General features: G+C 69.1%; 13 protein-coding genes. 9 read left to right on the top strand and 4 right to left on the bottom strand.

All coding sequences use genetic code 11. From position 1 onward, the window contains the following. Positions 1-206 precede the first annotated feature (206 nt). The 3 genes from EBN03_RS11705 to EBN03_RS11715 all read left to right on the top strand — a co-directional run bounded on the left by EBN03_RS11705 (position 207) and on the right by EBN03_RS11715 (position 3,456). A complete protein-coding gene (locus EBN03_RS11705) occupies positions 207-1,700 on the top strand; it encodes a WS/DGAT/MGAT family O-acyltransferase (RefSeq protein WP_122188017.1) in 1,494 nt (497 codons plus the stop codon). An 82-nt stretch (positions 1,701-1,782) separates the two neighbouring features. Further along, entirely contained in the window at positions 1,783-2,781 is a 999-nt protein-coding gene (locus EBN03_RS11710; protein ID WP_122188018.1) for a S8 family serine peptidase, read from the top strand. A gap of 228 nt (positions 2,782-3,009) precedes the next feature. Further along, positions 3,010-3,456 carry an SRPBCC family protein gene (locus EBN03_RS11715; protein ID WP_122188019.1) on the top strand — a complete coding sequence of 149 codons (447 nt, stop codon included), beginning with the start codon at positions 3,010-3,012 and terminating at the stop codon, positions 3,454-3,456. Between the two features lie 99 nt (positions 3,457-3,555). Here the strand turns inward: EBN03_RS11715 and EBN03_RS11720 are convergent, their stop codons facing one another. Then, positions 3,556-3,741 carry a hypothetical protein gene (locus tag EBN03_RS11720; RefSeq protein WP_147471540.1) on the bottom strand — a complete coding sequence of 62 codons (186 nt, stop codon included), beginning with the start codon at positions 3,739-3,741 and terminating at the stop codon, positions 3,556-3,558. A 216-nt stretch (positions 3,742-3,957) separates the two neighbouring features. Between EBN03_RS11720 and EBN03_RS11725 the strand changes: the two genes are divergently transcribed. Together EBN03_RS11725 and EBN03_RS11730 are read left to right on the top strand one after the other, a co-directional pair. Next, the gene (locus EBN03_RS11725; protein ID WP_158675597.1) at positions 3,958-4,881 is read left to right on the top strand and encodes an SGNH/GDSL hydrolase family protein; all 924 of its coding nucleotides are present in this window, start codon (positions 3,958-3,960) and stop codon (positions 4,879-4,881) included. Positions 4,882-4,962: 81 nt separating this feature from the next. Further along, positions 4,963-5,754 (top strand): SAM-dependent methyltransferase, encoded by a 792-nt coding sequence (locus EBN03_RS11730; RefSeq protein WP_122188022.1) that lies wholly within the window; start codon positions 4,963-4,965, stop codon positions 5,752-5,754. A 19-nt stretch (positions 5,755-5,773) separates the two neighbouring features. Here EBN03_RS11730 and EBN03_RS11735 read toward each other — a convergent pair whose 3' ends face one another. Then, positions 5,774-6,781, bottom strand: coding sequence for a hypothetical protein (locus EBN03_RS11735; protein ID WP_122188023.1), 1,008 nt, complete (start codon positions 6,779-6,781; stop codon positions 5,774-5,776). Positions 6,782-6,991: 210 nt separating this feature from the next. On the opposite strand from EBN03_RS11735, the gene EBN03_RS11740 reads away from it, so the two are divergent. The 4 genes from EBN03_RS11740 (at position 6,992) to EBN03_RS11755 (ending at position 10,829) form a co-directional block, all read left to right on the top strand. Beyond that, the gene (locus EBN03_RS11740) at positions 6,992-8,014 is read left to right on the top strand and encodes an alpha/beta hydrolase (protein ID WP_233608324.1); all 1,023 of its coding nucleotides are present in this window, start codon (positions 6,992-6,994) and stop codon (positions 8,012-8,014) included. A gap of 37 nt (positions 8,015-8,051) precedes the next feature. After that, the gene (locus EBN03_RS11745; protein ID WP_122188024.1) at positions 8,052-8,942 is read left to right on the top strand and encodes an aromatic prenyltransferase; all 891 of its coding nucleotides are present in this window, start codon (positions 8,052-8,054) and stop codon (positions 8,940-8,942) included. Between the two features lie 37 nt (positions 8,943-8,979). Beyond that, positions 8,980-9,870 (top strand): helix-turn-helix domain-containing protein, encoded by an 891-nt coding sequence (locus tag EBN03_RS11750; RefSeq protein WP_122188025.1) that lies wholly within the window; start codon positions 8,980-8,982, stop codon positions 9,868-9,870. Positions 9,871-9,956: 86 nt separating this feature from the next. Next, positions 9,957-10,829 carry an SDR family oxidoreductase gene (locus EBN03_RS11755; protein ID WP_199742745.1) on the top strand — a complete coding sequence of 291 codons (873 nt, stop codon included), beginning with the start codon at positions 9,957-9,959 and terminating at the stop codon, positions 10,827-10,829. 59 nt (positions 10,830-10,888) lie between these two features. Here the strand turns inward: EBN03_RS11755 and EBN03_RS11760 are convergent, their stop codons facing one another. Then, complete coding sequence (locus EBN03_RS11760; RefSeq protein WP_122188026.1) at positions 10,889-25,654, bottom strand: GNAT family N-acetyltransferase; 14,766 nt, start codon at positions 25,652-25,654, stop codon at positions 10,889-10,891. Then, positions 25,654-26,526, bottom strand: a complete 873-nt coding sequence (locus EBN03_RS11765; protein WP_147471541.1) for a zeta toxin family protein — start codon at positions 26,524-26,526, stop codon at positions 25,654-25,656. Before EBN03_RS11765 ends, EBN03_RS11760 begins: the two co-directional genes overlap by 1 nt. Positions 26,527-26,574: the final 48 nt, after the last annotated feature.

The following is a 26,574-nucleotide window of genomic DNA, read 5'->3' on the forward strand; positions in this document are numbered from 1 at the left end:
TGACGTTCGTCCTGATCGGCACTACACTCGTACCCACGTCGACGCCCTGGACCTGCAGCGTCGGGTTCGGCGTCGATCGAATCTCCGCGCCCGTGCCGCGATGCACGGAAATCGCACACCCAGGTACGCCACGACCGGCGGGCGCGGCTTCGGCTGCGCTCGTTCGGGCGCGGGTTCCGATACCGAGACCCATCCCGGGAGGGATCATGAGCTCGACGACAACCTACGACCGGCAGCTCGGTGTCCGGCTGCTGACTCCGGGCCAGATGCTTTCGGCCCCAGACGATTCCACGGTGGACATGTGGGTTCCCGCGACGCGCACCGAAGCCCCGCCGCGGCAGCTCAGCCCGCTCGACCGCCAGATGCTCGACGTCGAAACCGACACCACCCCATTACATGTCGGCGCGCTGGTGCTGCTCGACTCCGCGGCCGCGGAACGCCCGCTGGACGTGGTGTCGCTGCGCCGGTTGTTCGCCCGCCGCCTGCACCGGATTCCGGCGCTGTGCCGTCGGCTGCGCACGGTACCGCTCGGCCTCGACCAGCCGTATTGGGAGACCTGCGGCACCGTCGATCTGAGCTACCACATCCGCGACGTGCGCCTGCCCGACGGTGCCGACGACCGGCAGGTCGCCGACTACGTGGCTAGACAGCACGAGGCGCCGCTGGATCGGAGCCGGCCGATGTGGGAATGCCGGCTGCTGTCCGGGCTTTCCGGCGGGCGACAGGCCGTGTACATGAAGGTGCACCACGCGGTGATCGACGGTGTGTCCGGCGCCGAGATCATGGGTGCCGTGCTCGACGCCGACGCGACGGGTACGCCCACGCTGCCACCGGCGGGTGCCGTGCCCCAGGATCGAGCCCCCGGCCTCGCGACGATGCTCGCACGCAGCCTGACGAACGTGGTCGAGCGCCCGGGCGCCGGGATCCGCTCGCTCCTGAGCGCGGTACCCGCGCTGCTGCGTTCGGTCGACGATCTGCGGCAGCGGCACCCGGATGTGCCGTTCAACGAACCGAATACGGCGGCACGCAGTTTCGCCTTCGTCTCGTTGCCGCTGGACCAGGTCAAGGCGGTCAAGAATACTGTCGGCGGGACGGTCAACGACGTCGTGATGACCCTGTGTGCCACGGCCGTCCGGCAGTGGATGCTCGACCGCGGGATCGCCGCCGACCGGCCGCTGCTCGCCGCGATCCCGGTATCGGTGCGCACGCCGGAGGAGTTCGGGACGGCGGGAAACCGGTTCTCGGTCATGCTGAGCACGCTGCCCACCGACGAGGCCGATCCGCGGCACCGCCTGAAGCTGATGCACGAGAACATGGTGACGGCCAAGGCCCACTTCCGTTCGCTGCCACCGGACATCCTGCACCAGGCCGGGGCACTGCTGACCCCGCTGCTGCACGGCCTGCCGACCCGTGGCCTGCTGCGCGCCGCCGCCTCGAGCCTGCCGCTGGTCAACCTGCTGGTGTCGAACGTTCCCGGGCCGCAGATCCCGCTCTACCTCAACGGAATTCGAGCACTGGGCAGCTACCCGGTCTCGGTCCTGACCCCGCTGTCGGGCGGCATGAACATCACGGTCATGTCCTACGACGGCCACCTCGACTTCGGCATCATCGCCTGCCCCGACACGGTCCCGGACATCGACCGCATCGCCGCCGGTCTGAAACAGGGCCTAGCCGAACTGTCCCGAACCTCGGCCGGCTAGGCGGGTTCATCGAATATGGTCGGCTGTCGGTTGCCTTGCGGGGCACCGCTGTTCGCTGTGTTCGAAAGGAAATACCCGCTCGATGAAGAGATCGATGCGCGCGATCGGCATTCTCGCGATCGCCGCCACCACGGTGGTGCTCGGCACGGGATCCGGCGCCGCGACCACCCTTCCGGCTCCTGGCTGGGCCTTGACGAACATCAACATCGGGTCGGTGACCTCGACCGGGGCGGGCGTGACCATCTACGTCCTCGACGGCGGAATCGACTTCGGCAACCCGGATTTCGGTGGCCGGCCCTCGCTTGCCTGGGACTATTCCGGTGACCCCACCACTCCGCCCGGCACCACCGTGGAAGCGGACGGCAAGACGATCGACGGCCACGGCAACGCGATGGCATCGCTGGCCGCGGGCACGAAATGGGGTGTGGCGAAGCAGGCCACCATCAAGGACGTGAAGGTCGAAGCCTGCGAATGTCCCGATGCCGGAAGGATGATCGCGGGCATCGACTTCGTCGAGAGCGACGTCGCGGCGCACAACCTGCAGAACAAGGCGGTCGCGGTCATCTCGTCGAATTGGTACGGGACGCAGGACGACATCAAGAACGCCGTGAACGGTCTATGGGCCGCAGGCGTTTTCGTGGCGGTATCGTCGGGCAACAACCAGTCGGTGCTGATGACCGACAACGCCTGCTCCTGGCCCCCGGCGAACGCGGCCGGTGCCGTGGTCGTCGGAGCCAGTGACGTGAACAACGACGAGGCGTACCAGGAGGCGGTCCGAGCCGACGACGGTTCCACCATCCATTGGGACTCGACCTTCGGCCCCTGCCTGGACATGTTCGCCCCGGGCGTTCAGGTCCCGGCCGATATGGTCGGCGGCGGCGACGAACTGGTCAACGGCACCTCCTTCGCCGCACCCCTGGTGGCCGGCGCCGCCGCGCTCTACCTGTCGAAGTTCGGCCCCACCCCGCCCGCCACGGTCAAGTCCTGGCTGCTGGCCCACGCATCCGCCATGCACACCACCCAACAGAGCTGGATCTTCGGCCCCACCCCGACCAAGCTGCTCAACCTCAGCGGCCTCTGATCCAGGTCCCGTCGCGGAACTACAGTGATACGTCGGGCTACAGCCCAGGAATGGAGCCAAGACATCGTCGATTACTGCGACGTACTCTTGCCGCAGCTCACACACGCATTCTGAGCTGAGTCTCGTCGCGATAGCCGGCCCGGGCTTCCAGGTGTCGTGTTTCTCCAAGAGGTGGGCTGCTCAACGGCATAGCGTGGGTGTCACTCCGATGACGAAAGGCGGTTCCGGATGCCCGGCTTCCCCGACGCTGTTGCCAGTACGACCGTTGCGAGCAGTCCCACGCGCGTGTGGGCGGCGCTCACCGATCCGGAGCAGATCGCGCAGTATTTCTTCGGCACCCGCGTCGTCACCGATTGGCAGGTCGGTGGGCCCATCACCTGGTCCGGTGAATGGCAGGGGCATCGGTACGAGGACCGTGGCCGGGTGCTGGAAGTCGACCCACCGGTCCAGCTCGCCGTCACGCACTACAGCCCCCTGACCGGGTTGCCGGACGTGCCGGAGAACTATCACACCGTCACGTGGACGCTCACCCTCGAATCGGGTGGCACCGAGGTCACCATCCGGCAGGGCAACAATCGGAGCGAGGCCGACGTGGCGGAATCGGAGAAGACCTGGAACATGGTGCTGGCGGAGCTGAAACTGTTTCTCTCCGAGGAGGGTCGGGGCTCGGACTGACCCTCGTACTGTGCGAATGCCTGCCCGCCCGACCGGCCGCGGCGAACCGGCCGATCGGGTCGGCGCCGCGGCTCGGCGGCACCGGCGGTCAGGCGACGGTCACTTGGCTTGCAGATCGTGCAGCTGGTCGCGCAGGCCCAGGGTCGCGTAGATCTGGGCCTGCGCCTGTACGGCGCGAATCTGGTCCCAGCGCTCGGGCGGCGGCGCTGCCTGCCGCGTGGTCTCGTCGAGAAGTTTGGCTGCCGACTCCGCGTATTCTTCCGCTTTCTTCGTGTAGTGGCTCATGACCGCGACCGTACGCCGTTCCACCGGGAGGCGATCGATTGTCGATAACGAATCGGTCCCTCCCGGCGAACGGCCAGGTCAGAGAACTTTCCGATTTGTGCACCTGGCTTCGGCGCGCTGATTGCCGGGAACCGGCCGTCTCCACCCCGGCCGCGCCCTAGGATGCCGGTCAAGATCACCCGTCCAGGACGGGATACGAAGTTGGAGATTGGCACAATGTTCTCGACCAGGTCGGCCCGGTGGGCAGCTTTGGCGGTGCTCGCTACCGCATCCCAGTTCACCGCGCAGACCGCCGCGCACGCCGACGACACCGCGACGGCGCCCGGCAAGAAGATCGTCGTCCTGGGTGACTCGTTCGCCGCGAACCCGCCCTACCAGCACTGGGACGATCCCAACGTCTGCCACCGCGGTGCCGACTCGTGGCCGAACCAGCTCGGCGCCCTGACCGGTGTCGCCGGCACCGACGACTTCGTGGACGAGTCCTGCTCCGGCGCGACCATCGACACCGGCGCCGGCTACAACATGATCGTCCAGTCCAAGCTCGCGGCCGCCGACGGCGCGTTCGGGCCCGACACCCAGCTGGTGGCGGTGCAGGTCGGCATCGCGGAGTCGTGGCGCGACGGCACCAACCCGTTCCTGGACTACGTGCACGACGCCGCCTGCTACGGCACCTGGGGCAGCACCAAGAACTGCATGAACAACGACCAGTCGTGGCTGACCGACACCGGCACCCTCGACGGCGCCGGCTACGCGGGCCGGATCGGCAAGGTCGTCGACTACGTCCGCTACTACGCGCCGAATGCCCGGATCGTGCTGCTCGGGTATCCGGAGGAGTTCGCGCCAGGCAGCACGAACCTGTGCACCCAGTCGGACATGTTGCCGGGCTTGACATTTCCCAAGCGAAACGACGCGATCGCGCACTACCTGGACCGCCTCGACAGCGCCCAGCGCGACGCGGCCCAGCAGCTCGGCGTCGAATTCATGGACGTGCGGGCCATCACCGCAGGCCACGACGGTTGCTCGGCCGATCCGTGGGTGGGTGACGCGACCCCGATCGGCACGATCGAGGAACTGCATCCCCGCGACGGCGGCAACAAGGCTGTGGCACAAGCACTTGCGGCCCGGGTGGCCGGGAACTGACAACGCCCTGAACGAGCCGCCTGCCGACCGTTCCCCCGCCGGCGTGCCGGCTGCTACGCTGCGGGGGATCGAGGAGGTCTGGTGTCAAGCGACCGGCCGGCGCCCGAGGGCGTCGATCCGACAAAACCGAACGCGGCCCGAATCTACAACTATCTGTTGGGCGGCAAGGACAATTACGAGGCCGACCGGATCGTGGCGCAGCGGATGCTGTCCATCGCGCCCGACAACCGGACCCTGGCCACATTCAGTCGTGCGTTCCTGACCGGTTCGGCGAAGATGGCCGCCGAGGCGGGAATTCGGCAGTTCGTGGATATCGGATCGGGGATTCCGACCTCGCCGAGCGTGTACGAGACGATCACGGCGATCGATCCCGCGGCGCGGCTGGCCTCCATCGACTACGACCCGGTCGTGTTCGCGCACACCAACGCCATGTTCAGCGATCTGCCCGGTGTCACACCGATGTTGGGCGATTTCCGCGACCCCGATGACATCATCGAGCGACTGCCGGCCGAGGCGGGGATCGATCTGTCCGAGCCGATCGCGATCCTGCTGGTCGGTGTGTTGCACTTCGTGCTGGAGGACGAACGTCCGGGCGAGGTCATGACCCGTTTCCACGAGGTGATGGCGCCGGGCAGCTATGTGGCGTTCACCCACGGCGCCACCGAGAGCGACGAAACCTGGGTGCAGCAGACGGTGACCGATACCGTCGGCAGCACAGCGCAATTCGTCTTCCGCTCGCGCGCCGATGTGGCCACGATCTTCAAGGGTTTCGACCTGCTCGACCCCGGCGTCGTCCCGGTCCAGCACTGGCTCGGCGACGATCTGCCCGACACCCGCATGGTGGTGCTCGGCGGCATCTGCCGAAAGTCATAGCGGACCAGGCGAATTCGGCTCAGTCTGCGGCCGCGAGCGCGTCGGCCCGGGCGACGAGGGTCTCGGCCACCTCGCGGGTGTGGCGGCCGAGACCGCAGGCGCTGGCCACGGCGTCGACCGGCCGGCCGAGCGCGCCCTCGATCAGGTGCAGCGTGTGCACGAGTTCGGCCTCGGTGGGTTTCTCGTGCACGAAACCCGCCACGAAGGCGGTCGCACCCAGCTCCAAATCCGCTAGGGGAGCGTAGAACTCGGGCCGACTCGACGGCGGTAGGTCGCCGGCCGCGAGCGGGCCGTGGATGTACTCCAGGGTGCGCCCCGAAGGCCATTGCCGGGCAACGGCATTGGCGAGATGCACCAGCGGTCGAGTGTCGCGCAGGGTGGTCCGGGCCTTGTTGCGGCGGCCACCGAGACACAGGTGCACACCGAGGCGGGCGCCTTCGGGCGCCCGGGCGGCCAGCGCGCAGATCCCGCGGCTCAGGCCGAGCGCCGCGTCCACCACGCGGTGCAAGGGCTGCGCTGCGGCCAGCAGCACCAGTTCGGCGGGTGCCTCCAGTTGCAGGACGACGTCGCCGCCGGTCACCTCGTGCACGGCGGCCATCTCGGCGGCGGTGGCGTCGGTGAACACCTGCCGGTGGGCGAGCACGCCGGGCAGGCCCAGTGCCACGAATCCCAGGGTGAGGTCGGTCGGCATGCCGATCTGCAGTGCCGGACCGGACGCGCCGCGTAGCCCGGTGTAGCTGGGCAGCGCCTCCCGCGCCTCGCACGCGTACCCGAGAGTCATTGCGCCGCTGTCGAACCCGGGCCGCAGCCGGTGAACGGTCCGGTCCGGCCGCTCCCGTCGCACCCGTAGTGCCCCCTGATCGACCAGCCCGTCGATGATCGGCTGGAGATAGGTCTCGTGCCGCCGGATCTCGCCGGTGGGCAGCGTGCGCAGCCGCGAGCCCGCGCCGCGCATCATCGCGTGCATCGCGTCGTCAGTACTGTCCGCCGGGAAACTTCCGACGAAATGGACAGCTCGATCGGCCATGTCGGCATCGTAGTGGCGCATCCGCGCCGCCGCCCCGTGTGATGATGGAATCCACTGGGGCGAAACCGAATCCACGCCGGTCGACACGCGGGGAATTCGGTCCGGCCCCTTGCACGGCGTCGCGGCGGCCGATATCGTGCGCCGATACAACCGCATAAGGCCGGGCCGTCGGGCCTCGTCTTCCGCATCTCGTCAGAGGGAGCGCTTCGCGTGCGAGTCTCGAGGTGGGCACGAGTCGTCTTCGCCGTAACTGTGTCGGGCTGCTTCGCATCCGGTGTATCGACCGCCGACAGCGGGCCGGATACGGTGTCCTGCAGTTCGTTTCCGATCGCGGTACCGCAGGGCCGGCTGGCCGCGACCCTGTGCCTGCCGCCGGGCGGGTCCCGCACCGTGATGGTGTTGATGTCGGGCTCCAATTTCAACGGCAGCTACTGGGATTTCGGCTACGAGCCGCAGACCTACAATTTCCGCCGGGCGATGAACGCCGCCGGCTACGCCACCCTCGTGGTCGACCGGCTCGGTAACGGCGACAGCACCCATCCGGAGAGCCTGACCCTGACGGCCACCGGCACAGCCCAGGACCTGCATGACATCGTCCAGGCCGCCCGGCAGGGTCTCGACGGCTCGGCGCCGTTCGACAAGGTCGTCACCGTCGGCCACTCCCTGACCTCCGGCACGTCGGTCATGGAGGCCACCAGCTTCCACGATGTGGACGGCATTCTGCTGACGGGTTATTCGCACGCGGTGAACGTCCCCGAGACGCTGAGCGTGATCGCCACCTACCATTCCTCCGCCGACGACCCCGAATTCGCCGGACGCGGCTTGGATCCGGGCTATCTGACCTCGCGGCCCGGCACCCGGATGCACGATTTCTTCGACCCCGGCGACGTCGACCCGGCGGTACTCGCCATGGACGAGCAGAACAAAGAGGTCTTCTCGCTGACCGAATATCCGGACGGGATGCTGTCGACGCTGCCCGGCATGTCGAATTTCATCACCGCCCCGGTGTTCATCGTGGTCGGGGGCCGGGACCGCATGCTCTGCGGAATCGATTACGCCACGTGCGCGAACTCGGCCACACTGCAAGCCGAGGAGGCGCCGTTCTTCGCGCCGGAGGCGCGGTTGCGCACGTTCGTGCTGCCGGGCAGCGGCCATGCCGTGAATCTGGCGCGCAATACCACCGACTATCAGGCGGCGGTCGTCGACTGGCTGAATTCCACCGTCGGAAACTGACCGTCCCGCAATCAGATCGCCGCACGCCGGAGGAACCATGAGCACATCCGAGGATTCGACCCTCGACCGGCTGCGGCGGGATCTGCGGGAATTCGCGCGCCTGTCCGAGGCGAGCTACGAGCCCGCGGTCGTGGACCCCGTGCTGGCGGCCCTGGCCGACCTGTGGACCGGTTCCTGGATCGGGGTGCGGACCACCACCCACCCGGTGGGGCAACGCGAAGTGAGTGTCCGGCTGATGAATTCGAGCCCGGACGCCGATCCGGTGGGCCGCCTGCGCGCCGCGGGGCTGCTGACCTTCACCGGGCATCCGATGGAACGCCTGCTCGCCGCGATCTCCGCCGCCGTGCCCGTGCGCTGGGGCGTCGACCTCGCGGTAGCGAGCGGAGTGCAGAAGGTGTGGCTGGTCTTTCCCGAACTGCTCACCGTGCAGCGGATGCTGGAGTTCCCGGACCTGCCCGCCGCCGCCCACGCGCACGCGGTGCATCTGGCGCGCTACGGCGGCGATATCGGCATGATGGCAGTGGATTTCGTCAGCCACACCATGAACTGGTATTCGCGGGTATTCGCCCCGGGCCACCTCGGGCCGGCCGATATCGCCACCATTCTGCGCGAGCTGAACTTCGCGTCCGCCGCGGACACGGAACTCGCGCTGCTGGCGCGCACGTTCAATGTGTATCGCACGTTCTCCTGGGACGCACCGGGCATGCGGCGCATCTGTTTTCCGGTGCGCACCGACGCCATCGGTTTTCCGGCCGGAGTCGACCCGGTGCTGGACCGCTTCGTCGCCGGAGCGCCCTACGCGGACACTGGGTCCCGTGGATTCGTGTTCTACGCCGCATATGGTCCTACCGGTCGGTATTTCAAGGTGCAGGCCGATTACACGTCCACTCGGCACGCGGCCTTTCCCGGCGGTACCCGCCCCAGCTAGCATCATCGGATAGCCAACATGACAACGGGGAAGTCCGATGACGTCAGTACCGGAGTGGAAAGACATCGCCACCTCGGCTTCAGCCCAGCGTGGCCCGACGGCGTTGCGGATCATGGTCGGCGGTCAGCTACGAAAGCTACGTGAGGCCAAGGGGATCACGGCGAAGGACGCGGGGGAGCACATCCGCGGTTCCTACGCCAAGATCAGCCGGCTCGAGCTCGGGCGGACCGGCTACCGGGAACGCGACGTCAGCGATCTGCTGACCCTGTACGGGGTCGACGATGCCGAGCAACGCGCATCGTTCCTGGAGCTCGTGCGCATGGCCAACCAGCAGGCCTGGTGGCACGGATACAGCGATCTGCTCCCATCCTGGTTCGAGAACTATCTCGGGCTCGAGGGAGCCGCACAGTCGATCAGAACCTTTGAGGGACAACTGATTCCGGGCCTGCTGCAGACCGACGACTACGCGCGGGCGATCGTCGGCATGGCCCTGGACAAACTGGACGTGGCGCGCCGGGTGGAGTTGCGCCGCAAGCGCCAGGAGATCCTGTCGGTCCCCGGCGGCCCCACCCTGTGGGCGATCGTGGACGAATCCGCCCTGCGTCGCCCGGTCGGCGGACGCGACGTCATGCGCGCCCAGCTCGAACACCTGCTGGCCATGTCGCACCGCCCCAACATCACCATCCAGGTGGTCCCGTACGCCGCCGGCGGCCACGTCCCGATGTCCGGCTCGTTCACCCTCCTCCGCTTCGCCGAGGACGAACTCCCCGATGTCGTGTACCTGGAACAGATTTCGAGCGCGCTGTACCTGGACAGACCCGAGGACCTGGAGACCTACCGCCACGTCATGGACCGGCTGAGCATCCAGGCCGCGACGCCTTCCGCGTCCCGCACCTTCCTGGCCGACGCGGCCCACGACCTGCGCTGAGGTAACGACAGCTCGGTCCTTCCGGGCGGGGAAGTAACGGATTCTCGTGATGTGGCCCCCGGTGCTTTACCGGAACTGTTCATGTCATGAGCAGCACAGAGATTCGCACCGACCAGCCGACCATCCTCGTCACGGGCGCCACCGGCGCGGTAGGCCGCCACCTGGTCGCCACCCTCCTCGAGCGCGGCGCATCGGTCCGCGCCCTGACCCGCAAGCCCGCCGACACGAACCTGCCCGCCGGGGTGGAGGTCGTCGCCGGTGACCTCGCCGACGCCGCGACCCTCGGCGCCGAGGTGTTCGACGGTGTCGACCGGGCATTCGTCTTCCCCGCCCGCGGTATCGACGTCTTCATGGACGCGGCGGTCGCCGCGGGCGTACACCGCTGCACGGTCCTGTCCTCGCTGGCGGCCGCACTGGAGTTCCCGCGCGACCACGGTTCGGCCAGCCAACTGCACCACAGCGCGGTCGAAGCTGCCGTCACCACCTGCACCGACGCCTGGACCATCCTGCGCCCCGGCACTTTCGCCAACAACCTCCTGGAATGGCGCTGGCCGATCACCTCCGGCGCCACCCTGCGGGTCCCCTACCCGACCTCCGCCCAGGCACCGGTCCACGAATACGACGTCGCCGAAGCCGCAGCCGAAACCCTGTTGTCCGACAACCACATCGGCGAGATCATCCCGATCACCGGTCCGGAAGCCCTCACCCGCGCCGACCAGATCGCCACCCTGAGCACCGGCCTGGGGCGCGACATCCCCTGGGAAGAGATCACCGCCGACGAATTCCGCACCGAGATGGCGCAATTCATCCCCGCCCCGATCATGAAGATGCTCCTCGACTACTGGAGTGACACCGTGTCGACCCCCGACCGCCCGCGCCCCGCCACGGTTGTCACCGGCAAGCCGGGGCGCACCCTCGCGGACTGGGTCACCGACCACCGCAGCGACTTCGGCGCCTGACCCACGGCAACGAAGTGCCCTTCCGCTCCGCGCTGGAAGGGCACTTCGCCTGCGCCCACCTACGGGCCGCCCGGTGCGGTGGTCCCGGGGTTCGCCAACTGCCGCAGACCGATGACCCAGATACCGTCGCGCAGGTGAGGCGCGTCGAGGACCTCGAAGCGGCAGCCCGGCGGGAACAGAACCTCGTCCTCGTGCTCGTACGCGGACAAGGCACCGAGTCGGCGTCCGCCACCCTCGGACAAGATCTCGAACCTGACGTTCCCCGGGAACGGCTGCCGCACAGAAGTGCTCACCGCGGCCGGATCGATGTGGACCGGTGTCCGACCGAGCCGGCCCTTCCGGTATCGGCGCAGCAGTGCGCGCAGCTCGGCAGGGTCCTCGATTCGGATGCCGCGAACGGTTCGGCGGGGCTGGTCGGGCCGGCCGTACGGTTCCAGGTGGCGGAGACCACTGACCATGGCGTCGAGTAGCGGGCGGAGCCGTGCCGTGCGATCGGGATCGCGCGCGCGCAGCGCATCGTTGACGGCGCGGTCGAGTCGGCCCGTGTAGGCGCGGACGGCGACCAGAGCGGGCAGGGGGATGCCGTCGAATTCGGGATGTTCGGCGACGATCCGGCGCACATCCGCCAGATGCCGGTCGTAGTCGAGGCCGAAATCCCGCATCAGATGCGGCAATTCGGCGTACGCGAGCACGGTGTCGGGGGATTCGGGACTGATCGTCCCGGCCATGCGTTCGATACCGTGCGGCACCGTCGATCTGCCGGCCGGATCGAGGAACAGGCCGCGCGCGGTGCTGGGAAAGGACCTGTCACCGAACGGTTGTGTCTTTCCGGTCTCCGAGTCGATTCTCAGCACGGTGTCGTCGTAGTTGACCAGCACATCGGGTCGTTCGTCCGCGTCGAACACGATCACCGACGACCCTGGGCCCAGCCGAGTCGACAGATACCGCACGTGGTCCGGGCTCGGGAGCGGTCGGACGTCGGTGGCGGCGTCGCCGAGCAGTTCGGCGGCGGTCATGGGGGCGTCGTGCGGGTCGCGGGCCGGTACGGAGAAACGATCCGCACCGTACAGATCCGCCAAGATCCGCATGACAGCACGGGCGGGATCGTCCGGGAACGCGGTGGTCTCGTCGCCGGTCGATATGGCATGCGACAGTAGGGTTTCCAGCTCCGCCGTGCATTCCGCCTCCGTGGTGGCGGCCGCGTCGCGCCGCCGTCGCCACTGCTCGGCCTCGTCGACGGTGTCGGCGGCGCCCCGGCGAATCTCGGCCACGGCACCGAGCAGCCGGGCCCGCAACAGCCGGCGCGCGGTCGCGTCCGCGTTCCTGACGGCTTCGGTTGCGGCAGAACACCGTTCGAGATCGGCGAGCAGTGTCGCGTGCCGTGGGTCGGAGCTGTCGTGCCTCGCGCGAGCGTGTTGTACCGCCGTCCGGATCGGTGTGCCGGGTTGCAGGCCCAACAGCTGCCGCGCTCGATCCGCCGCGACAGTCGTCCGATGCAGGGCCGCCGACGCCGCCCGCCGAAGGTGTTCCACGTCGACGGTGGGCGATTGCGCGCCGTCCGGGCCGGCGGTGGCGTGATGGGTGAGGAAGTAGCGGTCGGCTGGCAGCTGTGACCCGACCGGCCCGTCCAGCGAACCCAGGTAGTCGTCTGCGGTGGGGGCGGGATACACCACGGCCGTAGCGGGTTCATCGGCGCCGAGAGGCCGGTAGGGGTCGACGATGCCCTTCCAGACCGCGAACACGATGCCGTGCGCGGTGGTCAGCACGAACGGCGCAACCACGTCGGTATGGATCCGGTGGGTCCGGCCGGACAGCAGCACGGCGACAGTGCCGGGCGGCTGATCCGCCAGATGTCTCAGTAACGCCGACGTCGTGGGGAATTGCGAGACCGTACCGCCGGCGCGGCGGACCAGGTCGTCGCGTGCCGCGGTAGCGGTGAGTGACGGCAGCAGATCCACGGTCGCGCCCTCGGCGGCGAGCAGGCGTGCCGTGAGCAACGCCATCGCGGCCGCGCTGGGCTCTGCACGGTTGAGCGGATGGTAAGGCGGCGGGAGTTGCTGCGCCGCCAGCGCCACCTGCAGTGCATCCTCGAGCCGGGTGACAGTGCGGTCCAGGCGCCGAGCGGTGGCCTCCGCTGCGCGTCGGCGCTCGCGCAGCTCGGCGAGTTCTTTGGTTCGCCACCGGCGAATGGACTTTCGGGTCTGTACCGCGCGGGCGTCGAGCTCGGTGAGCAGATCACGTTCGAGGTGACGGAATCGCTCGTCGATCTCGGCTGCGTGCCCGATGTCTTGCGCGAGTGCCCGCTGTCGGCGAATCGCGATGCCTTCGAGTAGCTTTTTTCGTTCGGCGGCCAAGACGTCCATCGCGTGCCGGGCCAGCGGATCGGATTCCAGACCGGTCCACAGGCCGCCTACTGCATCGTTGCCGCTCGCGCCGGCACGCATCCAGTTCCGGGCTTCGGCGTCGATGATCCCGATCCGGCACTCGTCGGCGATGCTGTGCCAGTACTGCGATTCGACGATGGCGCGGAGCATCCGTTGTGCATTCGTCTCCAGCTCCGTCAGCAGCGCGGTCAGCAGGTAGTGGCTGCGCACGGTGGCGATCTGTGAGTCGCTCGCCCGGATGTCACCGGAGTCCAGCTGCTGCACGAGCCGCGCGGGGTCCGATTCGGCTCGGTGCGGCAATTGCTCGACCACCGCGCGAAATTCCGCGGCCACCGCGGCGCTGTGCGCGTGTACGTCGTGAATGCCGGTCAGCAGCTGCTGAGTTCGGAAGAAATCACCCCACCGCGCGAGGCCCGGCTGCGCGCCGTCGACGGCCTCGGGCCGGAGATGCGCCGGAGCGAGCTCGGGCCGGAATTCCAGGGCGAGTCTGCGTGCCCCCGGCCCGTAGTAGTGGGGATCGTCCTCGATCACCTCGAAACCGACCTTCTCGTAGAGGATCCCCGCCCGGCCGTTTCGCGGATCGACCTTCAATTGAACGGTACGAAGACGCTGCTGGTGTGCCCAGCGGACGGCGGATTCGACAGCTTGCCGCGCCGAACCCGGCTTGATCGACCCCACCCCGATGATGTCGGCCATGTTCCGACGGCCGTCCGCCGTGGACAAATTCGCCTGCCTCGGATCGGACCGCACGGCGACCATACTGTAGGCGACCATGTGTCCCTGCTCGTTCTCCACGACGAAGGTGTGGATACCGTGTGCGTCGATCAGCTGACGCAGAATCGCGTAGGGATAGGCCAGGTCCGGTCCGAACGCTTGCTTGTCGACCTCGTGCAGTTCGGCGATCCGGTCCGGGGCCATCTCCCGAACGGCGAGACCGCCCATCGGGACCGGGTCGAGCGCAGCGCTGCGCTCGGGCCACGCGTCGTCGGGTTCGTTGTGCGCGTGCGGAAAATGCAGGGCCAGCCGTGTCCGGTGCGCTCCGGGACCGGCGTGATCGGGCAGTGTCTCGCCGACCGCGAACCCCTGTGACTCGTACCAGCGGACGGTGTCGCCGGTCGACGACCCGGCATCGGTGGGCAGCAGAATGTCGACCTCGGTGATGCCGGCTCCGGACAATGCCGCCGACAAGGTGCGGAGCAGTTGCGTGCCGTATCCCAGGCCCCGATCCGTCGGCAACACGACGTGGCGCAGGATTGTCGCCTTCCTCGCGTCGCGGTCTACCGACGCGATGATCGCACCGTGCACGCCGGTGGAATCCCTTGCCAGATAACAGTATTCCCCCCAGGTATCGACATACTGCCGCCAGACGAAATCGGGCAGGGCATCCGGTCCGTTCGCCTGGTCGTCGACGGCATGCGCCAGCGGCCAGTCCTCGATCGGGATCGGCGCGCGGTCCGACCACCGCGGCCGGTCGGGGTCGTGCGGCTCTCGGGTGAACCGCAGCTCGACCAGGCCGCGCTGCTCGGACACGTCTACCGCGCGGAAACCCATCCGGTGTGCCAGCCAGCGGGCCACCTGCCCGTCGGGGACGCGCAGCAACGCGGCGAACGGCTCTACGCCGTGCGCCCTCAGCTCGTGGTAGCGGAGGAATTCGGGACTGCCCGCGAGCCATCGAGTGTGCACGGCCGCGACAGTCGCGTACTCGGCCGCCATGCCGTCCCACTGGGGTTCGATCTGCGCCCACGCCGCGACCGGGTCGGTGACCCCGGTGGTCTCCAGCAGTAAGCGATCGTCGTGCGCGCGGGTCAGCCGCGGGGACGATTCCGGGTCGGTCTGCGGCAGCCGTACGGTGACAACGTGTTTGCGCTCGGCGTTGGGGATCGCGGTCGATCCGCCCGAGCCGGCTGCCGGCTCCCCGGAGTCCGTCGCGTTCAGTACCTCCGCCAGTTTGGCGGCCGCCTGTTGCAGGCGGGCATCGACCACCGTTCGCGTGACTTTCGGCTCGTCGGCCCGCAAGACCCGGACGATCTCCGGGGTGGTCGTCTCCACCGTCGACCGGCCCAGTCCGAAGTACAGTTCGGCAACGGGCCGTATCTTCGGGGTCAGTACCGACAGTGCTTCCCGTACCTGTTCCCGCCGGCCGTCGTCCAACTGCTGCCACACGGCTTCGAGCGGGCTGAGGGCGGCACTGGGCAGATGGGTGGCGGGCAGCCAGGCGGTCATGACGATGGCGGCTCGGTTGAGGTTTCCCCGGACGGTCTGCGGGCTGATGCCCAACTCTGCCGCTGTCTCCTCGATCGAGAGTCCGCGCAGCCAGTGCGCCGCGGCCGACGTCCGAAGGGCGCCGTCGAGCCGTTCGACAGCGGCCTCGACCAGTGGGCGCCGATGTTCCAGGTTGTCGTCGACGACCAGGGCGGGCGCGGGGGCCCGGTCGGCGGTCAGGTATCCGGCGGCGCGTGCAGAAAGCCACGCGGTCATCCGGACGCTCGCTTCGTGCCGCAGTGACCGGACTCTCGTGGGTGTGATGCGCATCGCGGCGGCGATTTCGCGGTCGGTCCAGCCTGCCTCGGTGAGCCGCACGCATCGCCGCTCGCGATGCGGCAACTGCCGCATGTCGCGCCGGCGCGCCGCGTCGGTGGCCTGCCGGACCGTCGGCGAGCCCCAGTCCCGGGGGACGCGGGTCTCCGCCGGACGGGCCGCCGGTGCGGCGGTTTCGGTGCCGGAAGGGGACTTCGGGACGGTGTCGGGGGCGCCGGGGGCGATGGCGGCGGCGAGACGGCCGATGAGGATGTCGCGTAGCGGATCTAGTTGTTCCGCTTCCACATTCATAGCTTTGGCGAGCCTGGCTCGACGTCGGGCCGGGGTGTCGGACTTGCCGGACGGTCGCGCGAGGTTGTCGAGATATCGACGGCAGTCGGCGTTGGCGGGATCCTCGAGGGCACGCCGGAACTCGTGCAGGGGCGCCGTGGCCAGCACACGTCCGTTGCCCCGAGCGAGATCGACACCATCGTGCTCGAGCGCGCCGCACACCACACGGCGAAGGACCGCGTAACCGTGGAACTGGTTCACCTGCTCGCGAATGAGCCGGTCGAGTTCGTCCGGTGGGGTCCGAGGGCCGGCGATCGGCCGAATCCGGTCGACGACTGCGTCGATGAGTTCGGCGTCGACGCCCCTGCCGGCCGACATCAGTCGAGTGACGCGACTCGTCAGCGGGTCGGTATCCGGTATCCGGACCGTGATTACTCGTCTGCCGCCGGTCTCCTTCGCGGCGAGCGTCGAGGGGCCGCCGTCGTGCCGATGCCGGACGATCGGCTCGTTCGGGTCGGCCAGGATTTTCTCGATGAGCCTGCCCATCTGGGCGGGGCGTTTCCTGGGTGTCGCGCCGATGCTGTCGCCGAGGTGCAAGGCCAGCAGCCCGGCCGCGTGGTCGTAGTCCGTCGGGCGGGCCATCACCCACCCTGCTCTGGTGCGTACCAGCCGGGCAGTGATCGTCTCCAGCGAGCCGACGCGCACCGGTATCTCCACGCGTTCGTCCGGGCGATGCCAGGTCGGGGGTACCTCGGCGTCACGCGACCATCCCGGCGCGGGTAGTTCACCGAGCAGGACCTCGAGGGTGACACGGTCGGCGACCGTCTGCGGGGACTCGCCCGCGCGTCTTCTGGCCCATGCCTGGGACACCCCACCGGGGAGATCCATCGGCAGCCCCCCCGACCATGTGTCGATATCCGGCATCGAATCGGCGGGGTCACCGGGTGACCGCTTCCGGATTCTCCTCGCCCGGCCGCGGGGTGGCCGGATGGCGCGCTCGCTCAGGTAGTGCCCGAGCAGTCGCGTTTCGACCGCGGTGCGCACGATGCGGCGCGCGGCGTCCTCGACCTCGACCGGGTCGAGTTCGCGCGGCAGTTCTCCGGCGTTGATCTCGAGGTAGCGGATGCGGATGTCGTCGCGGTACAGGATGTCGGTGTAGCGGGGGTCCAGGCGGGCGAGTTCGCCGAGCCATCGAGCGTGCATGCCCGCGGTGGCGGCGACCACGAGTTCCTCGACGCCGTCGCCGCGGTCGATCCGGGCGACGTGGTCGGTGAGGAGGGTGCCGTGGTCGGCGCCGGTCATCTCGTCGGTCAGGGCGGTGGCCGGGTTCGCTGTGGCGTCGGCGTGACGCCGGTGGACCGCGAAATACCGGTCTGCGTGCTCGCCCAGCTCGCGTAGGGCTCGGCGCCGATCCCGTGTGGAGGCGTCCGGTGGGTCCTGGTACATCTCGTACGCGGTGCGCCATTCCCCGGGACCGAGTTCGGGGTCCGGCAGGTCCTGGATGGCGGCGATGTCGCCGAATCGGTCGCGGACATCGTCGAGTTCGGCTCGGAGATCCCGCAGCAGGCGGTCGTGGTAGGCGGGTGTCGGGTCGAGCGGCGCGTCGGCTCGGTCGAACCACGTCGCGTGGACGGCGATCACGCCGTCGGGGGTCCTGGTCGACTGCGCCGCACGCTGATCGTCGTTCCGCGCGACCTGCAGCCGGCCCGCGTAGTCGCGCTCGAGCACGTACTTCACGGTGCGGCCGTCGGCGTATCGCTCGCTGACCCGAACGCGCCCATGGTCTAACACCGCCAGGTGAGCGTGCAGGGCGGCGCGGTCGGGGTATTCACGGGCGAACCCTGCGGCCGGCTGCGCCGCGGTGGGATCACCGGCCGTGACAAGGCGACCCGTGAGAGGTGAATCCGATTGGGGTCGTGGCGGATTCGAGTGACGAACGGGAGCGCTCCGATCGAGCGCGGGCACATCGGCGTCGGCGCTCCGATCGAGTCCGTCGCGTCGCGGGATCGTGCGCCGGAGGTGGTGGGTCAGCAGGCGCACGTCGTCGGCCTCGACCCCGCCGAACACCCGCGCGATCTCGTCGGCGACGTCGTCACGGCCGAGCGGTGGGGCGAGCCGCACCCGGCTGCCGCCCGGCAACTCTTCGATGCGGAAGAAGATGTCGGTCGGCCCCGGCAGCCGAAGGGTCGCCGTGCGGTGACCGGGTTGTGCCGCCCAGTCCGCGGCGACGGGCGGCGGCTGGGACCAGTCGCGGACCGGCAGCTGCTTGCGCTCCCAGAGGTCGGCGACGATGCGGCGGATAGCGTCGGTGTCGGGTACCTCCATGTATCCCAGAGTGGTCGTGGGCGCGGTCCCTCCGGACTCGTGCCGGGCCAGTTGCGCCATCCAGTCGCCGATCGAGTCGAGGCTAAAGCCCGCGCCCAGACATCCCCGGACGGTCCACTGCGCGAGTGCCGCCTCGTAGTCGGCGCGGTATGACCGCTCGACCTGCTTGCTCGGCAGTTCTTCGACCTGCCCGTCCTCGATCCCGAGGTACCGCATCCGAGTTTTCTTGTCGGACAACGCGTCTGCCACCGAAACGGGTGAGTCCGGCAGGCGCGCGGCCTCTTCCAGGCGCATCATCAGGTAGCTGGGCGGTCCGGCGACCCACACTTCCCTTCTCCCGCGGCGGGTTTCGACGACCGCGACGTGGCCGGTCACGTGGTGGACGGCGCGTTCGCCGACCGCGGCGGCAATGGCCGCGCGCGCGATCGCGCCGTCCGGGTCGGTATGTCGTGCCTGTGCCAGGTAGATCCTGGGCAGCAGCCGCTCCAACTCGTCGAGGTGGGCCAGGCGCGTCGCGACTTCGCCGAGAATGGGCTGATACTCGCCGTCCGGTAGGTCGTCGCCTACCGCCAACGATTCCTCGATCTGCGCGCGATCGGCGTACGCCAACTCCCGCCACCGCTGCAGTTCCGCCCGCCAAACAGGTTCCGCCAGTGCCTCTTCGGGGTGATCGATGCCCGCGCCCGCGGGCCCGACGCGGGCCGACAACCACGCGCACGACGCCCACAGGCTGTCGATGTACGACGACGTCGGATGGGCGGGTTCGCCGCTTCGATCCCGGAGGAACACCCCGTCGCCGGCGAGCACGGACTGAGCGCCGGGCCCCAACATCCGGTGCCACTGCCCGATCTCGTCCTTGTCCGACATCGGGTGACCGGCCCGGGGGTCGGCCGGGTCCATCGGCGTGGGCCGGCCGCTGCCGCCGGCGGGAACGCGAGGACCGCGCAGTGGGGTTGCGGGACAATCGGTTTCGGGCACCGCCGGGTGGGCGGCGGTCAGCTCGGTTTCCGACGTGCCGTCGGGATGCTTGAAGATGGCGAAAACGTGTGGCACATCGAGCGGGTCCAGACCCGGCCGGTACTCGTCGACGATTTCGAGCGTGTCCGGGGACACGGGCTGGGCGTCGACGGGTTGCGCGGAAATCCGGTCGCTGCATCGGATCTCGCCGTCTACGCCGCAGCTCCACAGCTCGACATGGGTCAGGCGCGGGCCTCGGGCGTCGTGGTACTCCAGAGCCACTGCGGCTTTCGCGCCGGCGCCGAGCTCGCGCAGGTGTGCCGCGACCTTGTCCAGCGCGGACCGGCCGTCGGGTCGGTCGAGCGGGTCGGGGGTGAATCCGTTGCGGTGCCAGTCCCCGCCCGCGAGCTCGGCGAACCGGCCTGCGGTGATCGTCTCTCCGGGTTCGGGTGATCGACCGCCGAAGTGTGCCAACACGTACTCGGCGCAGCGGCCGGTCGGTCCCTCCAGGGCATGGACCAGCTCGGTGTGCGCCGCTCCGATCTGCTCCGCCCGCTGCGTCTCGAGCACGACGAGCAACGGCGCGTCGGGTAGGTGGCCACTCGGCGCGGAAACGAGCCAGTCGAATTGAGCGACGGTGATGCCGTCCGGTTCGAGAAAGTTCGCGATCGGGTCGATGATCGGGTCGCCGATCCGGCCCGGCTCGCCCGGAACCATGCCTGCCCTTCGATACACGACGACTTCGGCGTCGCGACCGTGATCGGCGGCCGCGTAGTGCCGCCTGCTCGCGCGGATACCTCGCGCCAGCATGGCCGTTCGGTCGCCGTCGAGCTGCGGGTCCAGTGACGGCAGGCCGAACACGACGGCCGTGCTGAGGCCGGGGTGACTGCCGTATTCGCGTCCCATCTGGAAGGCGATGGCATTCGCGATACCGGCGGGATCGAGTTCGTCGGTCAGCATGCGGATGGTGACCCGGTCGGTCAGGTCGATCGATCCGATGGAGATCACGACGGGCTCGATCGACAACAGCCACACCGGCAGCCCGGGCATGCGGGTGGACGCCGCGGTGAGCACGGCCGCCACCTGTTCGAGCTGGTCCAGCCGGAACTGGTCCGCGAGGTGCAACGCGTCGGCCGTGCGGAGCAGCCGCAACTCCCGCAGTTGGGCCGCGAGCCGGTGCATATTGGCGCGGTTACGCCACACGCCCGGCACACCGGCCAGATCGGCGGCGTCGGGATCGCTCAGGACGATGTCCCACGCGTGTTCCGCCTCGACGAAGGTCTGCCATGCGGCGGCCACCGCCGCCGGCCCACGGGCGGCCGTCAGTCGCAGCGACGCGCCCAAGCGCAGCCCGTTGGCGCGTGCCGCCGGGTGGACCTCGACGATCCGGGGCAGGACGGAGTCGGGCGTCTCGGCGACCGAGGACGTGGAGGTGTGATCGGCCGGATCCGGGTGCTGATCGCGGTCGGCCGGTGGGAAGCTGCCGCGCTCGGCGTCGTGGTAGTCGTCGTGGTTGCCGGGGGGATTGCGGTGCAGCGACCACGGGTCGCGGGACCGCCCCCACAGGGGCGCTTCGTCGGGTTGGGGGCGATTTCGGAAGATCGGCCCCCGTTCGGGTTCGCTGAGCGGGCTGGGAGCCCAGAAGGGGCCGGCGCCGTCGCGGTCCGGGGTTCGGGTGGGCTTCAGCTTGCGGGCGTCAGGATCTTTCCCGGTCGCCGGTGGCGCATTTCGTCCGCTCGGCGGTGGGTCGTCCGGTGCGCCAAGGGGTTCCGGTTCGATGCGAGGCGGGCGGTCGAACCGGCCGCCGGCCGTGACGCGTGTGGGCGGCAGCGTGCCCCACGGCGTGGGGGCGGGGCTGGTGGTATCGGCGAACTCCGCGGGCACATCCCGATTCCGGCGGGAACGGTCGGGGCTCTTCCTGGGCGGTATCCGGCGGCGCGGCGACCACGGCGTCCGGGTCAGCCACGGGTTGTTGGAACGGGACGATTCGGACGGTGATATCTCGTCTCGGGTGCTGATCGGTGGGACTTGCGGTGCGGCACCGGTGTTCGGGACGAGGGCACCGAGCGGGTCGACTTCCCCGGTGTCTGGTTCGGCGGGGATCACCGTGGTGACGGTGTACGAGGTGGTGCGCCCGAGTCCGGTCCGGGCGGCGGGGCGGTATCGGTTTCCGTCGTCGGTGTGGTGGGGAGCGCCTGTGGTGCCGGTGTGGCTCGATGCGTCGATCCACAGGTCGGGGCGCAGGGCCGCGCCGAGTCCGGTGGCGTGCTGTCGGTCCTGCTCCGCCTGTCGCATCAGCCGGACTGTGTCGGCATGGGGGCGGTGCGGTTGTGTGTCGGGATGGGCGACTGCCGGACTGCCGATATCGATGCCGGGTACTGTTGCGGCGCTGTGGTTTTCGGCTCCATCATCGGTCGAACCGTCGTGGCGGATCAGCGGGGTTTCGGTGGTCGACGGTGTGGCGGCGGGTGCGGCGCCGACCGTGGCGGCCGCTGGACTGTACGAGTGATCGGTCGTCATCGGATCCCGGAGCAGGGACCGAGCCGGCGGCAGGACGGCGACGGTCGACCGGGACGCGGTGGGCTGGGCCGGGGATCGCGCCGCCTCGTTCGCGGCGGCCTGCGCGGCCGACCGCGCCGGAACGGCGACAGGCGGGGATTGCCGCGGCGACGACAGCCCGGCCGCGGTCTCGGCGGCCGGATCGTGCGGCCGGTACCGCCGGATGAATTCCTCAGTGGCACGCTGATGCGCCTGTCGCTGCAGTTCGGGTACGAGCGAGCGGATTCGGTGGCTCGCGTCCAGCACCGCGTCGTGGGTGGCGGGGGTGGGTTCGGTGTGGTGGGCGGCGGCGGCCTGTTCGAACTGGATCACCGCGGAGCGAACACCGTCCAGGTGCATGGCCTTGCGGAGCAGCGCGTCCTGCGGCGACATCAACGCCTGCGCCGTGCCGTTCTGGCCGTTGCGGGCGGTGCGGTTCTTGCCCTGTTCCCAGATGTAGGACTGTTCGGGCACCTCGGTCATCCACACGTGCAGCCCGCCTCGGGCGAGTGCCGCGTCGGATACCGGGATGTCGACGCCGCGTTGCCCTTGGCGGTTGATGACGAGAATCTTGCCTTGTTGCCCGGCGGCTTCGACGATCTTCTGCAGCTCGGCCTCCCGGTGCTCGCCCCAGGCGGCCATCCGCCGTGCGTCGACCGCCTCGATGGCTTCCTCGGGTATTCCGGCCCGCACCAACGCCCGATACTGTTGTCGGACCAAGTCGTTGCGGTGGCAGAGGATCGCCTGCGCACGCCCCTGCCCGGCGTCGCGCATCGCGACGGCGTAGTCGGCGATGGTGTTCAGCTTGACGCGGGTGTTCGCCACGACCTCGGGCTCGCCCTCGACCAGTCGATGTTCTTGGGAGCGGGGGCTTTCGAACGGCGCGGGCAGACCGTACACCGTGGTCAGGACCTCGCCGAGGTCGGTCAATGTGCCGGACCCGCCCGTGACATGGTCGAAGAAGCGGTTCGTGCCGTAGATCTCCTGTGCGGTAATACTTTTCGCCGTATCCGGGTCGGCGCGCACCACGATCCGGTGCTGATCGGCGGTGATCCGGGCGGCTTCGGCAGCCCGGATCTCCTTGGCCTCGATCGCCTGGGCGAGGCTCGCCTTGCCCGGCTCCGCGCTCCACCGTGATTCGCTCGTGGTCTTCGGATTGTCTTGCAGGCCGTGCTCGCCCTGGTCGATGATCACGATCTTGCCCTGCGGGCTCATGGTGTAGTGAACCTCGCTGCGACAGGTGAATTCGGCTGCGGCGGCCATCTCCAACCGCGACAAACCCATGTCCCGCAACCATTGTCGCCCGCCGGGGAGCTGCCGCACCACCTCGATGCCCTGCGGTGTCAGCTTGGCCTGACCGTCGTACCAATACTGGACCCCGACCTCGACGGTCCCGTCGGGCCGATCGATGTCGATCTCCTCCGCGAACCGCGTCAGACCGAAATGCTCGTGCGAGAGAGCGCCCGTGCCGAGCGCTTCGGCGAGGAAGTCGTGCACACCCAGCACCTCGTCCCGGACCTGGTCCGGTGCGGCCTCCTGCACGCCTTCGGAGCGGATGAACGTCTTCTCGCCGCGGTCGATGATCGCGTCGAGTTCGTCGAGCCCCACATGACGCGGCGGTTCATGACCGGCGTTGCATAGATGCCCGGTCGTCTCACCGGTGGCCACCACGATCGCCGGGCGCCCTGCCACCACCGGCCCGAACCCGGTGTTCTGGTCGGCGAGAAACACATCGATCCCGAACCCGGCCAATACTCGCTTGTACTCGGTGTATTCCCGGAAGGCCAGTCCGTCTTCGGTGGTCACCTGCAGATACGAACCGTGCCGCAACGCCTGCCGGGTCGCATACGCCAGGAACGTCAGCGTCTTACCCGCACCGGGCTTCATCTCGACCGGCCGGTGCTCCAACTGTCGCGCGGCCTCCACCTGCTCCGCGTACATCACTTTGCCGCCCGGCAGTTCGTCGGTCACTGTGCGCCGCCGGATGATCTCCATCATCGCCACCTGCGATTCCCGTTCGGCGACAACCGGATCCAGATCCGGATCAGCGAGGGAGAACAGTCCGGCGTGCAAGACCTCGTCGGGAAGGTTGCACAACCGCAACTCCTGGGGAACATGCTCGCCGGAACGGGCGTGGAAATCCGCCAGCACCTCGGCTGTCTCGGACCGGTGGCCCGCCGGCGGCGAACCCGCACCGTCGTCGACGAGACCCGCCGCCGCGGCGTCTGCCGGGATCTCCTGGCCGGATTCCCGCGACATCACGCCGGGCTCGTGCGCCGTACTCTGCTCCGGATGCGGACCACCGCCGGTCGCGGACTTCCCGGGCCCGTCGACGCTCGTTTGCGCCGCGGTATCGGCGTGTTCACCGGCGGACGACGAAACACCTTTCGGCACAGATGTTCTCGGTGCAGGATCGTGCGATCCGGTGTTCGGTTCTCCCCAGGGTGCCGATGCACGGCCGCCGGGTCGCAGCGGCGCGGTGACCCGCGTGGGTTTCGGCGGCACGAGGACTTCCGGGGCGGTCGCGATCTGCCCGGCCTTCGCCGTCACTCGCGGTGGCGTCGCCGACCGGTCCGCGACGCCGACCGGCGCGGACTTCGATGCCGCACTGGCCGACGCCCACATCGATCGCGATCGCGCCGACGGCACGGGCGCACCGTCGGAATCCGACCGCAGCGATTGCAGCGGAACCCGCGACGGCTGCTCCACCCGGCCGGTGGAGGTAACGCGTTGCGGCCCCGGCGTCACCTCCGAGAACTGCAGCCGCGCTGTCGCCTTCACCAACGGTGCGACGCCGTCCAGCTGCTGTGACATCGCGGACCCCGTCGGTGCGACGCCGTCCGGCCGCGACGGCCGGTGGCCGAGACGGTCGAGGGCTGCGGACGAATCGGCCGGATCGATCGACGTCGTTCCACCGGGCGCGTGTCCATTCGCCGCGTGTACCGCGCCGCCGATCATCGCCCCGGCCAGTCCACCGCCGGCGGCGCCGATCAACTGGCCCCAGGTCAGTTTCTCGTGTGAGAGCGGACTCGCCGCCGCCGCCCCGGCCGCCGCTCCGGCCGCGCCGGCCACACCGCCGGTCGCCAATGTCTCACCGGCACGGGCGATCCGGAGCAGCAGCGTCGAGTCCAGGTGCTCGGCGAGCCGCTGGTCGAGGCGGCTCACGACCGGGCTCAGGGCATGGCCGACCCCGAACCCGGTTACACCACCCACACCGCCCGCAACGGCGTTCGGCACCAGTTTTCCGACATCGACGCTGTGATAGGCGGCCAATTGCGCCACCAGGGCCGGGAGGGTGCCTTGCACCGCACCCGCCAGCGCCGCCAACCGCAGCCCGCGCCCGCCCAAGCGCGACACCAGCGTCTCGATGATCCCGCGGACCTTGGCCCGCGTCGCACCGAACAGTGCCAGGTCCTCGGCACCCGCGGTGGCCGGGAACATCACCGCTGCCGCGGCTTGCGCCACCAGCTGCGACAACGCGACGATGACCTCGACCTTGCTGAATACCGCGTCACTGGTCGCCGCTTCGACTTCTTTCGCCAAAGCGTCCAGGCCCGAGCATATTTCGCGCCCGATCGACGTGATCTGCGCTCCGGCCGACTGGACCGCGCCGAGGAGCTCGCTCTCTCCGGCAGCCGCCAACTGCCGCATCAGGTCATCGAAGGCCTGCATGGTGCTGTCGAGGTCTCGCACCGTGTCTTCCAACACGGCCTTGACCTCGTGCATGAGGTCTTCGTCCATCTCGGGGAACTGTTGTCCCGCCCCGGCGGCTACTGCCCACCGCGGGATGTCGGGAGGTAACTTCAGCGTCATCACATGTCCGCTGCGGGCGGGGTTCGGCCGATGGTGATCCGGTAGCCCGAATCGTCGAACAGAGCGGTCACGTCGGAGGTCTGCCGCGGTTCGTCCGCCGCGGTGCGGACCACCACATCGAGGCGACGCTCCACCGCGTGGCGGATGGCCATCACCATCCAGAGCACGACATCACCGAGCACATCGGCGTCGACGGCCACGGCGGCGCGTGGATGGTAGGCCGTGTACAGGTCGGGATCGACTACGACACAACGGCGTTCGGCAGCGATGCGCACCGTGTCCTGGTGTCGTGCCGCCGAACGGCACAACACCAGGGCGCTGGGTTCGCCGCGCGGCCCCGCGGCGAGAAAGGTCTCCGGAACGATGTCGTGCTCGAAAATGGCTGCCAGTACGCCGGATTCGACCCTCGCGGGCGGCTGTGGGACCGGTGTCGGTTTCATCGCCGCCCACCGCAGTGTTTCGACGATCAGGTCGACGTATCGGGTGTCCGCCGCGGTCAAGCGCGCCAACCATCCCCGACGGCAATCGCGGTGGAAGCGAACCTGTTCGATGTCCAGCGGCACGGTGCGGGCGGCATCCCACTCCAGCAGGGAACAGTGCGCCATCCGGCTCAACACCAGCATTGCCGCGTCGTCGGGCGATTGTGGCGACACCATCCGCGCCGCAGTCTCCGCCACGAAAACAGTGCGAGCCGAGGCGGCCAGCTCCCCATCAGCGTGGTCACGGGCGAACGCCACGTCGATCAGGGCCCGCTCGGTATCAGGTCCGAAGCCGTTGTCCAGCACCAGATCGCGGCCCGCGAGCGCCGCGGCCAGCGCGTCACCGAAGGCCGCGCCCAGCACGTGCGGCGAGCGCTCCGCACCTGAACTCACCGGTTCCCATCCTTATCGAGATGCCGCAGCAGCCGGAACATCCCACTT

This window comes from Nocardia stercoris, assembly GCF_003696265.1.
In the GTDB taxonomy this organism is placed as follows: Bacteria; Actinomycetota; Actinomycetes; order Mycobacteriales; family Mycobacteriaceae; genus Nocardia; species Nocardia stercoris.

Coding starts and splice junctions, on each gene's coding strand:
- EBN03_RS11705 (WP_122188017.1), top strand. CDS start 207: ATGAGCTCGACGACAACCTACGACCGGCAGCTCGGTGTCCGGCTGCTG.
- EBN03_RS11710 (WP_122188018.1), top strand. CDS start 1,783: ATGAAGAGATCGATGCGCGCGATCGGCATTCTCGCGATCGCCGCCACC.
- EBN03_RS11715 (WP_122188019.1), top strand. CDS start 3,010: ATGCCCGGCTTCCCCGACGCTGTTGCCAGTACGACCGTTGCGAGCAGT.
- EBN03_RS11720 (WP_147471540.1), bottom strand. CDS start 3,741: ATGAGCCACTACACGAAGAAAGCGGAAGAATACGCGGAGTCGGCAGCC.
- EBN03_RS11725 (WP_158675597.1), top strand. CDS start 3,958: ATGTTCTCGACCAGGTCGGCCCGGTGGGCAGCTTTGGCGGTGCTCGCT.
- EBN03_RS11735 (WP_122188023.1), bottom strand. CDS start 6,781: ATGGCCGATCGAGCTGTCCATTTCGTCGGAAGTTTCCCGGCGGACAGT.
- EBN03_RS11745 (WP_122188024.1), top strand. CDS start 8,052: ATGAGCACATCCGAGGATTCGACCCTCGACCGGCTGCGGCGGGATCTG.
- EBN03_RS11750 (WP_122188025.1), top strand. CDS start 8,980: ATGACGTCAGTACCGGAGTGGAAAGACATCGCCACCTCGGCTTCAGCC.
- EBN03_RS11755 (WP_199742745.1), top strand. CDS start 9,957: ATGAGCAGCACAGAGATTCGCACCGACCAGCCGACCATCCTCGTCACG.
- EBN03_RS11760 (WP_122188026.1), bottom strand. CDS start 25,654: ATGACGCTGAAGTTACCTCCCGACATCCCGCGGTGGGCAGTAGCCGCC.